Here is a 14,283-nt window from a genome sequence, read left to right on the forward strand (position 1 = left end):
GATAGCTTTCTCGGATATCGTGAGGAGATGAAAAAATGTTATTCGACAAGAAGGGTAGTATGGATGAACATGAGGCACACGACATTATAGAAAATGTTGTCGCAGCCGGTGATATCGGAATGTTTTCCTGGCATATGGACACAGGTACGTTTGAATTGATTGAACACATATCAGGATACCGGTTACAAGGGATTCATTCACTACCTGATTTTTTGGAGCGTTATGTGTTTCCTAAAGATTTGGAAATAGCTCTTCAAGACTTAAATAATTATTTAAATGGAAAAGAAGAAGTGTTCCAAAGTACCTTTAGAGTCCTTGATAGCAAAGATAAAATGCACTGGGTATTTTGTAAAGGCACCATTATGGAGTCGAACAAATTAGCGGGTCTTATTTACGATGTATCTGCAAACAAGATGCTTAAAGGGAATGATTATACAACCAACCTTGTCGATGCAAAGTACCTGACGCGGAAGTTGGGAAATGCCATTCAGAATAAGCAGAAAGAGAATAGCATAGGAGCCTTGTTGTATCTCGAAATCGACAATTTACATTCTCTTATCAATCACTACGGCTTCAAGTTTGGGAGTATCGTCTTATATCAGATGAGTCGCATTTTACTGAACTTTACAAGTGGAAAGGACGAAGTATCGCGGTTCCCGAATGATAAATTTATGCTGCTTATTGACAACGTAACCAGTAATGACGAAATTAAGAATCTCGGCAAAAAGATTATTAAAATGTTGGAAGCGCCGCTGATTGTTGAAGGGCTGCCCGTTTATTTGAATGTCAGCATTGGTATGACATTATTTCCGGATGCGGATAAAGATGCGATTGAACTCATTAGACAATCCGACTTTGCAATTTCTCATTCTAAAGAGCAGGGCAGTAACCGTGCCAGTTTTTTTGATACGGAATTGATGGAGACGTTTAATCGCGGGATGCAGATTGAAAGCGAACTGGCTAATGCCTTGAACAACGACGAATTCTACCTTGTTTATCAACCACAATTAAACGTTGTAGATAATATAATCACTGGATTTGAAGTCCTGTTGCGTTGGAATAATAAAAGATTGGACTTTGTTTCACCAGCTGAATTTATTCCTGTTGCTGAAGAAAAAGGATATATCGTGAAAACTGGACGCTGGTTGTTGCAAGAGACTATAAAAACTGCCCGCAGTTGGATCGATCTAGGACTGGAATTTGGTACACTCTCGATTAATGTTTCGCCGGTTGAATTGTTCCAAAAGGATTTTAGAGAGAGATTGCTGGAGACGTGCGTAAAGTACGACGTTCCGCCAGAAAAAATAAAAGTAGAGATTACGGAACGAACGGTCATGAATTCCAATGCCAAGAATATAACGATTATTAATGATTTGTTGGCAGATGGATTCAAAATTGCTCTTGACGATTTTGGGATGGGGTATTCAAACTTCAACTTCTTATTTGAATTTGAAATCACTACGCTAAAACTGGACAAATCATTAGTCGAACATATCAAAGATAAAAAGCGGCGTCTTTTCATTGAGAGTATCCTCAAACTCAGAGATTACAAAGACTTTGATGTGATTGCGGAAGGTGTCGAAACAAAAGAAGAACTGGATACACTCGTTGGATTAGGCTGCCGACGCATTCAAGGCTACTACTTTAGCCAACCGCTGAAACGATCAGTGGCAGAGAAATTTTTAATGGATTTTAGTAATAAAAGCGCTGATATGGGGAAATAAAATCACCCGTATTCGCGCTTTTTAATTTTTGTAAATAAAACTATCTGGGAATGGAAGTCAGCAGAATAAAAGGTTATAGTTAATGTGAGGTGATGAAAGATGCTGAAAGAAGCATGTGTAGAAAATTTTACAGATGTACCTGCAGTAATTAATCGGGGAGCAAAACGGATTGAACTCTGTGATAACTTATCTGTCGGCGGAACAACGCCAAGTTTAGGGGTAATAAAAGTTTCAACGGAATATTGCTATGATAATGATGTATCCGTTATCGTTATGCTGAGACCGCGTGGTGGAGATTTTGTCTATTCGATTATGGAGAAAGCAATGATGATCCATGACTTGGAAGAAATTAGCAAATTGCGTCCAGAAGGTATTGCAGTAGGTGCTTTGACGGCCGAAAATGAATTGGACAAACCATTTTTGGAAGAAATCGCAACTTTGGCAAAGAATAAACACATGACTTTAGTGTTCCATATGGCTTTTGATCTCATACCAAAAGACTTACAGAGAGAGTCATTATTATGGCTGCAAGAGCACGGATTCATACGAATTTTAACGCACGGCGGACCTGCTGAAAAAACGATTTTTGAAAACATTGAAAATATTGCTGAACTGATGAAAATTAGCCCCGATATGACAATCATGCCAGGCGGCGGACTGACGAAAAACAACTTAGACGAATTGTTGACGCATATCGATGCTGTGGAAGTCCACGGCACTCGAATTGTATAAAACTTAGACATGCTTAATTAAGTATGTTAAACTGTTTAAGACAAAAACTTAATAGCCTTGTTAGGTGAGGTTACTGTACTAGAGATATGCTGCTGCCCAGAAACGTCGAAAGACGCCAATGGGTCAACAGGAATTTCCGAATTAAGGGAATTCTTAACGTAGCTGGGATTCACAATCCCTATGCTGTACAGAGCTAAAACTCGACGAAGAGGTGCGAATTCTTTTACTGTACACATATGTTGTATTTTTGCATGCTCTTTGGGAGCATGCTTTTTTTGTTTAGATGAACTTTCAGGAGGTGGTTGTAATGGACCCGAAGCCCAGGTGCAATAAAAAAATGGTAAACAATATAACTGAGGGGGACATTGCCCCCTATTTGAGAGGGATTACTAATCATGAAAAACTACGAAAACATTTTCCAAGCTGCTAAAAACAACAACCGCCAAGCGTTCCGCTCCAGCTTCTTCAAGCTTCACTTGAAGGACCAAGAGGAGCTATACCACGCTTTGTATCCGAAAAACAAAGAGAAAATCGAAGGCTTTTTAACACCTGCTGAGTTTTCAGATCTATTTAAATGGATGGACACTGAGGGACAAAAAGAAGTTTATGAGGTATTTTCCCGAGATTATGTAGCGGGCTTACTGCCTTATATGGAAACAGATACCATTGTTAAGTTTCTATCCATTCTGGAGGAGGAACAAGCAGAAGAATTACTCCACTTACAAGAAGAAGATTTACGCTGCCAAATCAAGGAAGTTATGACCTTTAATCCCGAGACTGCTGGATCTATCATGAATAAGAGTTTTGTTATTGCGACAATGAATGAAACGGTCAAAGATGTCGCAGAGCGGTTACGTGCTTCGGCACTCACAGTTGAAATGGTGTATTATGTCTATGTTCTAAATGGCGAAGGGCAACTATGTGGAGTTGTGTCGTTGCGTGATTTAATGACAAATCCGGATAGTAAGATTTTGACAGAAATCATGGTTACAAAACTAGTGTCGGTGGCAACTACGAATGACCAGGAGTTGGCAGCAAAGATGCTGCAGGCATATGATTTAATTGCCATTCCAGTTTTGGATGATGCTGGGAAAATGAAAGGAATTATCACGGTCGATGATGTTATGGACGTATTAACGGAAGAGGTCACAGAAGATTTCCACGAATTTGCGGCAATTAGTAAATCAGACTCTAGCACTAATGCTAAAGAAAGTGTCTGGAATGATGCCCGCGTGCGGATGCCTTGGATTATTATATTGGTCTTTTTAGGAATGATAAGTGCTTCGTTAATTAGTTCGTTTGAAGATACATTAAATCAAGTCGTTTTGTTGGCGGCATTTATTCCTATCATTATGGATTCAGCCGGAAATGTGGGGACACAATCGCTTGCGGTTGCTGTTCGAAAATTATCAGTCGGAGATAATCCGTTTAGTGAGGAATTCTGGAAAACGATTTGGCAAGAATTTCTGGTAGGGACCATAATAGGAGCTGCTGCTGGAATCGTTCTTGGTTTAATTGTAGCCTTATTTTATGGTAATACCATTTTAGGAATTATTATCGCCGTATCGTTGCTTCTAACGCTAAGTTTATCCAATGTTGTTGGAGCTGTTATACCGGTTATCATCCATAAATTCAAGCTTGACCCGGCTGTTGCTTCAGGTCCGTTTATCACAACCATAAATGATGCTTTAGGCTTAATCATTTATTTTTCAATTGCAACGCACCTGTTACATTTATTATAGAATACTAAATATAGAAGGAGAGAGGGATAAGAGTCCTTCGCTCCTTTTTTGCTTGCTCGAGAGCTAAAAAAGAGCTTAAAAAACCAAGGAAAACCAACATTTCTAGATTGTGGTGGAACGTAAAAGGATATCTTTTGCTTTTTAATATCAGGTACTTTTATAATGCGGATAAAGGAGTTAAGATAGTTAATGACAGGCGGCCTGATTTATAAAATTCGCTTCTCTTAATTTTTTGGCTTATAATAGTAGGATTGTCGCTTGTTCACAAAAATAATGTATGAAGGAGGAGTATATGAAGAATGAAGGACGTTTAACGAAAGGAAAGAATTTACTTTTAGGAATTGTATTTATACTATTGGTGGCTTCAATTATTTTTGCGGTCTACATGTTCTTTCAAGCACCTGAAGAAGCTACCGGCATTGAGGGAGAGCGAATGAAGAGTGATTATATCTTAATGATTTTACAGTGTACGTTTGGCGCTCTCGTTATTTTTTTACCACAAAGAGTGGAAAACCACTTTGAAATTGATATTCCGAATGTAATCGAAATTATTTATATAATCTTTTTATTTTTAGCTATTTATTTAGGGGAAGTACGGAATTTTTATTTCTTATTTCCAAATTGGGATGCTGTTCTGCATTTTTTTAGTGCAGGAATGCTGGGAGCAGTCGGCTTCATGTTGGTTAATTTTATGACGGGAATTGAGAAGTTGAATTTACGCTTGAGTCCAGGCTTTGTATCGTTTTTCGCATTTTGCTTTGCATTGACATCTGGCGTAGTTTGGGAAATATATGAATTTATGGCGGACGGTATTCTCGGTACAAATATGCAGAAATTTATAACATTTGAGGGTGAGATGCTTATAGGGCGAGAAGCAGTGCGCGACACAATGGAAGATTTGATTGTGGATGCACTGGGTTCATTGTTAATTGTTTTAATCGGCTATTTCTACTTACGCCGCAAACGCGTGGTTGAACTGGAAAAGAACCCTGAATTGGAATTGAGTGAATAAAAAAATCAGTACTGGGGAAAACGCCCAGTACTGATTTTTTCATAGTATAGGGTTTATAAGTTTCTGGGGGAAAGTCATTCATTATTTTCACGTTTTTTCCTTTTGTTCCAAGGAGGGTATAATAATAGATTTTTACCGTAAATAGCTCACTCAGATCGAAAAATCGTTTTGAGTGAGCTATTTTTCGCAAAAAGGCTCACTCAGATTGAAAAATCAGTTTGAGTGAGCTATTTAGTTACTTTAAGATGGGCATTAAGACTTTATAAAGAATAATAGCAAAGGCTGCACCGACGATACCTTGTAAGAGGTTCATAGGTGAGGCCGCGAACGCTGCTGCTAATCCATACAAGAACCAATCCGTCAGAAAATAGCCGGCTGTCATCCAGATTGCGGGTATAAATACTGCAAAATAGATCTTTCCAGTTTTTTTATATAGAACTCCAGCAAAAAGACCTTCTAGTCCTTTTACGAAAAAAGTAAAGGGGATATACATGGCATAACCTGCAATCATATCTGCCAAAGCAGAACCAATGGCACCTGCCCAAAAACCGGCGGCCGGTCCTAAAATTAAAGCGGCCAACAACAAAATAGTATCGCCTATATTTACATACCCTTGTGCACTCGGGATTGGAATGCGAAAGAGTAGGGTCATAACCGTTGTTAATGAAGCGAACATGGCGAACAGAACCAATTGGTGTGTTTTATTTCTTTTCATTCGAACACTCCTTTTTCATCATATTATACATGATTGCTTAAAAATGAATATCGAATTAGAGAAGCCTACCCACTAAGTAATATTAATGCCACATCACTTGCTTTCTTTTGGTACAATAATCTAGATAGATTAAAAAGGAGGCGGATGTGTAATGCACCAACCGCGTGTTTTAGTAATACAAGATATATCCGCCAGTTGCCGGATTTCAGCGAACGTCGCTGTTCCCGTTTTAAGCTGCTTAAATAATGCCGTGAATATTTTACCGACAGCCCTTTTAAGTACGCATACGGGGATCGGTTTTTCAGATTTTACTTACCTTGATTTAACAAATGAGATAAAAAAGATATTAAATCATTGGCAATCTTTGGGTATCAAATATGACGGTGTTTTAATCGGGTATTTGGGTTCGACTGAACAGATTGCTCTGGTGAAGCGCATCATTCGAGACTTTTTGAAGCCGGACGGTATCGCCATTTTGGACCCAGTAATGGGAGATCATGGTTTTTTATACACGGGCTTTGATGCTGGTTACGTTCGTGAAATGCGCGAACTCTGTAGCGCGGTTTCAGTTATAATCCCGAACATGACCGAGGCGAGTTTATTGCTGGATCGTCCCTATAAAAGTGGACCGTATACAAAAGAATATGTAGAAGAAATTATTAAGGAGCTTGCAGCTCTGAATAGTCGCACAACTATTTTAACAGGCGTGCGTTTTAATGACGAAGAGTTAGGAGCAGCCAGTCATTATGCTGGTTCCCCTGATATTAACTATTGTTTCGATAAATGGCATCAGGGGCACTTTGATGGCACGGGTGATTTATTTTCTAGTACTGTTGGAGGTCTTTTATTTCAGAAAAAAACATTAGAAGAGGCGACAACAATCGCCGTAGCGTATGTCAACCGTGTGATTCAAAGAACCATCAATAGTGAGTCAGACCCGCTGTTTGGCGTACAATTTGAAACAGATTTACCATTTCTGATGCAATCCGTTCATGAAGGGAGATAAATAAATGAACCCCCTAGTTGTGGTGGAACAGTTACTGCTTTTGATGCTTGTGATGCTAATCGGTTATAGCGTGGCACGAATGAAATTGCTTGATGACCATGCGGAAATGAATTTTGCGACTTTAATTAATTATGTTACAGTACCGGCGTTAATTTTGTCAGCAACGGATGGTGGGGCAGTGGCTGGATCGAAGTGGGACAGTTTAATCGTTCTTTTCGTTGCGAGCAGTTCCTATGTATTTTTTACCTTATTAGCGTTTTTTATCCCGAAGCTTTTCAAAGTAAAGCCGGATGAAATAGGCGTTCTACAATTTGTGACTGTGTTTGCGAATAACGGCTTTATGGGATTACCCGTGGTATTGGCCTTGTTTGGAACAAGTGGGCTGTTTTATGCTTCTATCTTCAATATTCCGAATAATATCCTCGTGTATTCGTTAGGTGTTTATTTCATTTCCAGAGGGAAGAAGAAACAGACGATTGATTTACGAAAATTGCTACTAAATCCCGCTATTATATCGGCTTTTTTGGCACTCTTGCTGTTTCTCTTTGATATTCAGCTGCCTTCTTTACTTTCGAAAACATTGGTGAGTCTGGGGAATATGATAAGCTCCCTTCAAAGTAGACACTGAAAAAAACAAACTACTTTGAAGGGGGTTTTTTTCTATGACTAGAAAACATACCGATCCAGAACTGTTACATTTAATTGATTTACACCTAAGGGGTGTTTCTTATCGAACGCTTGTTGATCAGCACCATCTCAAACTATCTGATACCACTTTTATGAATTATGTCCATCGGTACCAGGACCATGGCATGGAAGGGATCCGCTCCCAGAAGAATTACCGCAGTTACTCGAAAGAATTCAAGCAGAAAATTGTAGCTGAATACCTACAGACGGGTTACGGCTTTTCATACTTAGCCGCTAAATATAACATTCCATCTAAAACAACGGTAAACAAATGGGTAATTCGATATACTGAAGGAAAAGAGAATGAGACATATTCTCCGAAATCTGAGGTGTACAACATGACGGGTGTTAAAAAATCATATGAAGAAAAATTAAAAATCGTAGAAGATTACATAGCCAATCGCCTGACTTATCTGGAAGCAGCGGAGAAAAACCATGTAAGTTACAGTAACATTTATTCCTGGGTGAATAAATACAAAAAGCATGGACCGATAGGTCTGGAAGACAACCGGGGCCGCGGGAAGCCCACGGAAATTCAAACAACGGAAGAACGTTTAAACGCAGAAGTAGAGACACTCAAAGCCCGGAATAAATGGCTAGAAATGGAGAACGATGCGTTAAAAAAGCGCCGAAAAATCGCTGGGAATCACAAATCACAGGGGTTAGACAAGAAGTGGAATATTTAACTATTGAAGAATTAAAGCATAAATATCCCGTTATCCATCTTTGTGACATACTGGGTATCGCCAAATCCAGCTACTATAAGTGGTTAAAACGGGAACCCTCAGAAACAGAATTAAAACGCCTGAAACTGATGCGGGCGATCAAAGGAATCCACGAGGCATTCGGTGGGATTTACGGCTACCGAAGAATGACCATCTTTCTCAACTTTTTTAGAAGAGCGAAAGTGAATCATAAGTGTGTACACCGCCTCATGAGAATCATGGGGATCACAGCCGTCATCCGTCGCAAAAGAAGGAACTACGTGCCACACAAAGCCGCACATGTGGCTGAAAACATCTTAAACCGTGATTTCCACGCTGAAAGACCCATGGAAAAGTTATTGACGGATGTCACGGAATTCCGGTTGACCAATGGGACAAAACGTTACCTGAGCGCTATTTATGACCTCGGGTCAAAGAAAATCGTGGCTTATAAAACCAGTCACCGCAATGACAACCCGTTAGTACTGGATACACTAAAGCAGATTTTGGGTGATGTAAAGCCTGAAACCACACTGATTCATAGCGACCGCGGTTCCCAGTACACCTCCCATGCCTTTAACAAGATGATTAAAGATCACCAGATAATCCATAGTATGTCACGCGTCTCGAAATGTATTGACAACGGCCCTATGGAAGGCTTTTGGGGTACCCTCAAGGTGGAGATGTTTAACCTGGATACGTTTGACAGACCAGCGTACTTAGACCGGAAAATCAAGGCATACATCGCGTTCTTCAACAATGAACGCGTTACTTTGGATATGGGATTAGCGATTCCTACGGAAGAGAAGATTCTACAAATGATTGCATAAACGCTACAAAAAAAGACCACACATTTTTACATGCATGGTCTAAAATACTTTGTTTTTTACCTGTCTACTTGACAGGGGGCAGTTCAATATTACTTCGCCCCTCGCGATGTTCATCATTGGAATGTCGATGATACGAATCAATATCGGTGATGCATTTAAAGATATGCGGTTGTTGGCATTTGCAGTCTTTCGTATGCTCATTATTCCTGCCGCAATGTGGTTTGTTTTACGCCCGATTATTACGAACCCGTTGATTCTTGGCGTTCTCATTACAATAGCGGGTATGCCGGGACCTGCGATGGCGGTCACTTTAGCGACCTTATATGATGGAAATACCGGAATGGCGACGCGCTATGTTTTTATTTCCACCATTATATCTGTCCTTACAATTCCACTTTTAAGCCTGTTATTCGGTTAGAGCTGTGTTAAAATATGAAGATAGTTGTATTAAAGAAGTACAATTAGTAATTAAAGGAGATTAGAAGATGGAGAAACAAGAACTAAAAAAACGTTCAGAAGTACCAGTAGAATTAACGTGGGATTTAGAAGTCCTTTTCGCAACCCGCGCTGAATATGAAACAGCACTAACAAAAATGGAAGCTGACGTAGCAGAATTTGCGGAGACATTTACAGGTGCTTTAAATAATGCGGAAGTAATCGTTGAAGCAATCAAAGCCTATGAAGCGATTCAAACGCAAGTGTCTGTTCTTTATCATTATGCGAATCTACCGGCAGCGACGGACTTAACCAATGCGGACTATACGCAAATGGCCGGCCAATTCGATAACAAGATGGCAACTGTTTCGGCAACACTGTCATTTTTTGATTCTGAATTGACTCAAGTCCCTGAAGAAATTCTAGATGCAGTAGTGGAAATAGAGCCGCTTTATGCTTCTTTTATTCGTCACACAAAAGCCGATAAGCATATTCAATTGACTCCGGAAGTTGAAAAAGCATTGGCGCAACTTTCACCAACCTTATATGCACCCGAAAGTATTTATGATCAAGCTAAACTAGCGGATATGGACTTTGGAACTTTTACAGTTGATGGAGAAGATTATCCACTGAGCTTTGTCCTTTACGAAGATTTCTATATGTATCATACGGATACAGCGATTCGTCGTGCAGCGTTTGACGCTTTTTCTAAAGTGTTGAAGCAATACGAAAACGTGATTGCACAAGCGTACTATTCAAAGGTACAAACAGAAAAAACATTGGCTACGATGCGTGGTTTTGATTCTATTTTCGATTACTTACTTTATAATCAAGAAGTGGATCAAGATTTGTATAACCGTCAAATCGACGTTATTATGTCTGATTTAGCGCCTGTTATGCGTAAATACATCACGCATTTGAAAGAAGTACAAGGTCTGGACAAAGTAACGTATGCAGACTTGAAGATTGACTTAGATCCTGAGTACTCACCAAAAGTAACCATTGAAGATTCACAAAAAATGGTAGCAGATGCTGTTTCTATTTTAGGGGAAGAATATACGGAAATGATTATGCGCGCCTATCCGGAACGTTGGGTAGATTTTGCTCAAAATACAGGGAAGTCAACCGGCGGATTCTGTACATCTGTATCTGCCAATAAAGCACATCCGTATATTTTAATGTCTTGGACGAACCACTTGAGTAACGTTTATACGCTTATTCATGAATTTGGTCATGCAGGACAAGGGATTATGTCATCTGACCATAATGCTGTAGTGGGCGACAACCCATCATTATATTTGATTGAAGGACCTTCAACATTCAATGAATTGTTGCTAACAGATTCCTTAACGCGCAAAACAGATGATCCACGTATGGAACGTTTTGCTTTAACGAAAATGATGTCGGATACGTACTTCCATAACTTTGTAACGCATTTATTGGAAGCCGCTTACCAACGTGAAGTCTACAAATTGGTAGATGCAGGTCTCGGCTTTGACGCACAAAAATTGAGTGAATTAAAACGTAACGTTCTGGAAACATTCTGGGGAGATGCAGTTGAAATTAACCCGGGTGCTGAATTGACGTGGATGCGTCAACCGCATTACTACATGGGACTTTATCCTTATACATATTCTGCAGGGCTAACAATTGCGACTCAAGCATTCTTGAAAGTAAAAGAAGAAGGGCAGCCAGCCGTTGAGCGTTGGTTAGAGTTCCTGAAAACAGGAGACACGTACATTCCAGCAGAAGCAGCTGCAATTGCAGGTGTTGATATTACGACTGACAAACCATTGAAAGATACAATTGCGTATCTAGACCGTTCTGTCGACCGTATGATTGCTTTAACAAAAGAATTGAATTAATCAAAAAAACCATTCAGCCCCTACTTTAAGGGGCTGAATGGTTTTTTGATATATACGAGCAACTGCCTCGTAAACGTGCTCAAAAAGGCAACCCCGACGTCACTTCGCGAATAATGCTCGGATGGTCTACGACCACCCTCTGCTTATTCACTCCAGTGATTCGGGGCTAAACGCCTTTTTTCCCACTCTGTTTTATTTATATATGACAGCTACACCGTAATGATCAGATACTAAAGGAAGGTTATCACCGTCGAATTTGATTTCATACTTCTCTACTTCATAGTCATGATTAGAGAAAACATAGTCAATGCGCAGTGGCACTTCGTTATCTGCCCAGCCATCGATTGCGGGTGGGACCGTAGCAGAACCGCTTTTAACTTCTGCAGCTTGATAAGCATCGAACCATTTAGAATCAATGATAAAGTCGTAACCTTCATCACGAACATCAGCCGGATTGTTAACATCTCCAAGAATAAAAATCGGGCGCTTACTTTCCATTTGTTTGCTGAGTCCTTCTTCCAGACGATTCCACTCTTGTAGGAATGGATTTTCGCCTTCGTTCTTCCACCAAGAGAGGTGAATCGAAACCAGCGTTTCAGTCGCTGTTTCTACGACCATCGCGAAGCGGGTAAGGATGCTGGTAAAATCATTTTCATTAGAAAGTTGAATGTGCTGAACCGATTGAATCGGCTGTTTACACAGCACTGCAACACCTTCATCATAAATATCATAGCCTAAATGGCAGGGTACCCATGACCAATTGTAATGTACATTTTTTTCAGCCAGTGCTTTGACTAAGAAGTAGGCAAAGTTATTTTCCTTGATGGGAATATCAGCCTGCGTTGCAACATAGCCAAGTGGCTGAATAACAGCTTCATTAACAGAAAGCTGGTTTACTTCTTGTAATGCAATAGCGTCATAATCACTTTCGATAATGTCCGCTATCAAAGCAGCGTATGCTGAAGGGTCCTGTGTTTGAACCCAACTATGTGTGTTTAAAGATAATAGTTTCATACGCCTCTCCTTTAATTGTTATTGCATGATATCAATGATATCAGATTTAATGACGTCAGCTTTTGGACCATACACAACTTGGATTCCTTTACCTTTACGGACTACGCCGCTAGCACCAAGTTTTGTCCATTCTTTATCTTCTGCAACCTTTGTTTCATCCAGAACAGTTACACGTAGACGTGTCATACATGCATCCACGTCAGTCATGTTTTCTTTACCACCAAAAGCTTCAATAATGTTTAATGCCAGACGCGCTTCATCCGTTGTAGCATCTGAAGTACTGCCATCAGCTACAGTCGTTGTTTCACCTTCACCGTCGAAGTCAGTGTAGTTACCTAAACGACCTGGCGTAGCGAATTTGAAGCGTTTGATCATGAAACTTGCAATGAAGTACATAGCTACAGCAAAGGCAGCAGTAATCCAAATGAAGTTCACAACATCTAACCAAAGACCTGCTTTAAGTGACATTGGAATACGTGTTGCAAATTCCAACACACCGAATGAGTGAACACGTAGGCTAATGATGTCAGCCATTGCAAATGCAAGACCTTGAAGCACCGCGTACACACCGTATAGAGCAGGCGCAGCAAACATGAACATGTATTCAAGCGGCTCTGTAACACCTGTTAGGAATACAGCAACAGAAGCAGATAGGAACATTGATTTGTATTTCGGACGTTTGTCAGCATCGACATTTTTGAACATTGCGAAAGCAAGTCCCATTAAGATACCAGCTGCACCAATCATTTGACCAACTTTGAAACGAGCAGGTACGACGGAGTTTAGCAATGTGTCGTATGCACCAGCATCGCCCGCATTGTTTAAGTTAACCAAGTCACTTGCCCAAGCCAACCAAAGTGGGTCTTGACCAAATACTTGCGAACCAGCTGCAGCACCAGTCATGATTGTGTACGTTCCACCAAGTGGCGTGTAGTTCATCGGAATTGTTAACATGTGGTGGAGACCAAATGGTAACAACAGACGCTCAAGCGTACCATAAACAAATGGCGCTAAAATTGGAGCAGTATCAGCAGATCCTGCAATCCAAATACCAAAGTTATTAATACCTGTTTGAACAACAGGCCAGATAACTGCTAAACCAAGAGAAATAACAACAGACCATCCGATAACTACGAATGGTACAAAACGTTTACCATTGAAGAAAGAAAGAGCATCTGGTAATTTTCGGAAGTTATAGTATTTATTATATATAACCGCTCCGACAAAACCGGCAATAATACCAACGAATACTCCCATATTCAGCGCAGGTGCGCCCAATACTGAAGTAAAGTAACCATCGACTAATATTTCTTGTCCAAAGAACGTTTTTGCAGTAGCGCCTTCAGTTAGAAGCATATCTCCTGTTACGTTAAATAATTTACCAGTGGTACGGTTGATAAGAATAAAAGCGAGTAGAGCAGCAAATGCTCCGCCGGCACGATCTTTAGCCCATGAACCACCGATTGCGACTGCAAATAAAATATGTAGGTTAACAATGACTGCCCATCCTAAGTCCTCAATAACACCAGCAGTAGTTAATAATAATTGCATATCACCGGCAAACATACCGATCATTTTACCAATACTAATCATTAAACCTGCAGCTGGCATAACTGCGATAACGACCATTAAAGCTTTACCGAATTTTTGCCAAAATTCGAATGAAAATAGTTTTTTCATCCTAAAAACTCCCCTCGTATACAAATGGTGCAACCGTTTGCGTTACACATGATTGGTAGTATAAAATATAAAGTGAAATTTTGCAAGCGTTTTTCTTTGGAATTAATTTGATTGCCACAAACCTTCTCTGCACGCCA

13 protein-coding genes and 1 riboswitch are annotated in these 14,283 nt (G+C 40.0%); of the genes, 10 read left to right on the forward strand and 3 right to left on the reverse strand.

Annotation, left to right across the window (positions count from 1 at the left end):
• The first annotated feature begins 35 nt into the window (after positions 1 to 35).
• The 4 genes from G7058_RS09505 to G7058_RS09520 all read left to right on the forward strand — a co-directional run bounded on the left by G7058_RS09505 (position 36) and on the right by G7058_RS09520 (position 5,210).
• Positions 36 to 1,724 (forward strand): bifunctional diguanylate cyclase/phosphodiesterase, encoded by a 1,689-nt coding sequence (locus G7058_RS09505; RefSeq protein WP_166063320.1) that lies wholly within the window; start codon positions 36 to 38, stop codon positions 1,722 to 1,724.
• Between the two features lie 99 nt (positions 1,725 to 1,823).
• Positions 1,824 to 2,456 (forward strand): copper homeostasis protein CutC, encoded by a 633-nt coding sequence (locus tag G7058_RS09510; RefSeq protein WP_166063321.1) that lies wholly within the window; start codon positions 1,824 to 1,826, stop codon positions 2,454 to 2,456.
• Positions 2,457 to 2,505: 49 nt separating this feature from the next.
• Positions 2,506 to 2,674: riboswitch (M-box (ykoK) riboswitch) on the forward strand.
• 177 nt (positions 2,675 to 2,851) lie between these two features.
• Positions 2,852 to 4,198 (forward strand): magnesium transporter, encoded by a 1,347-nt coding sequence (gene mgtE, locus G7058_RS09515; protein ID WP_166063322.1) that lies wholly within the window; start codon positions 2,852 to 2,854, stop codon positions 4,196 to 4,198.
• Between the two features lie 292 nt (positions 4,199 to 4,490).
• The gene (locus G7058_RS09520) at positions 4,491 to 5,210 is read left to right on the forward strand and encodes a hypothetical protein (RefSeq protein ID WP_166063323.1); all 720 of its coding nucleotides are present in this window, start codon (positions 4,491 to 4,493) and stop codon (positions 5,208 to 5,210) included.
• 235 nt (positions 5,211 to 5,445) lie between these two features.
• Here G7058_RS09520 and G7058_RS09525 read toward each other — a convergent pair whose 3' ends face one another.
• Positions 5,446 to 5,925, reverse strand: a complete 480-nt coding sequence (locus tag G7058_RS09525) for an ECF transporter S component (protein ID WP_166063324.1) — start codon at positions 5,923 to 5,925, stop codon at positions 5,446 to 5,448.
• A 151-nt stretch (positions 5,926 to 6,076) separates the two neighbouring features.
• On the opposite strand from G7058_RS09525, the gene G7058_RS09530 reads away from it, so the two are divergent.
• The 6 genes from G7058_RS09530 (at position 6,077) to pepF (ending at position 11,452) form a co-directional block, all read left to right on the forward strand.
• Positions 6,077 to 6,931, forward strand: a complete 855-nt coding sequence (locus G7058_RS09530; RefSeq protein WP_166063325.1) for a pyridoxamine kinase — start codon at positions 6,077 to 6,079, stop codon at positions 6,929 to 6,931.
• Between the two features lie 4 nt (positions 6,932 to 6,935).
• Positions 6,936 to 7,559, forward strand: a complete 624-nt coding sequence (locus G7058_RS09535) for an AEC family transporter (protein ID WP_166063327.1) — start codon at positions 6,936 to 6,938, stop codon at positions 7,557 to 7,559.
• A 34-nt stretch (positions 7,560 to 7,593) separates the two neighbouring features.
• Positions 7,594 to 8,304, forward strand: a complete 711-nt coding sequence (locus G7058_RS09540; RefSeq protein WP_166062311.1) for a helix-turn-helix domain-containing protein — start codon at positions 7,594 to 7,596, stop codon at positions 8,302 to 8,304.
• Positions 8,211 to 9,152 (forward strand): IS3 family transposase, encoded by a 942-nt coding sequence (locus tag G7058_RS09545; protein WP_227004395.1) that lies wholly within the window; start codon positions 8,211 to 8,213, stop codon positions 9,150 to 9,152. Before G7058_RS09540 ends, G7058_RS09545 begins: the two co-directional genes overlap by 94 nt.
• Positions 9,153 to 9,273: 121 nt before the next feature.
• Positions 9,274 to 9,570, forward strand: coding sequence for an AEC family transporter (locus G7058_RS09550; RefSeq protein WP_166063328.1), 297 nt, complete (start codon positions 9,274 to 9,276; stop codon positions 9,568 to 9,570).
• Positions 9,571 to 9,637: 67 nt separating this feature from the next.
• Positions 9,638 to 11,452, forward strand: coding sequence for an oligoendopeptidase F (gene pepF, locus G7058_RS09555; protein WP_166063329.1), 1,815 nt, complete (start codon positions 9,638 to 9,640; stop codon positions 11,450 to 11,452).
• A gap of 192 nt (positions 11,453 to 11,644) precedes the next feature.
• On the opposite strand, the gene G7058_RS09560 is transcribed toward pepF, so the two are convergent.
• Together G7058_RS09560 and G7058_RS09565 are read right to left on the reverse strand one after the other, a co-directional pair.
• The gene (locus tag G7058_RS09560) at positions 11,645 to 12,466 is read right to left on the reverse strand and encodes an endonuclease/exonuclease/phosphatase family protein (RefSeq protein WP_166063330.1); all 822 of its coding nucleotides are present in this window, start codon (positions 12,464 to 12,466) and stop codon (positions 11,645 to 11,647) included.
• Positions 12,467 to 12,484: 18 nt separating this feature from the next.
• Positions 12,485 to 14,146, reverse strand: a complete 1,662-nt coding sequence (locus G7058_RS09565) for a PTS transporter subunit IIBC (protein WP_166063331.1) — start codon at positions 14,144 to 14,146, stop codon at positions 12,485 to 12,487.
• Between the last annotated feature and the right edge of the window lie 137 nt (positions 14,147 to 14,283).

The sequence above is a fragment of the Jeotgalibaca porci genome (assembly GCF_011299095.1).
Classification (GTDB): domain Bacteria; phylum Bacillota; class Bacilli; order Lactobacillales; family Aerococcaceae; genus Jeotgalibaca; species Jeotgalibaca porci.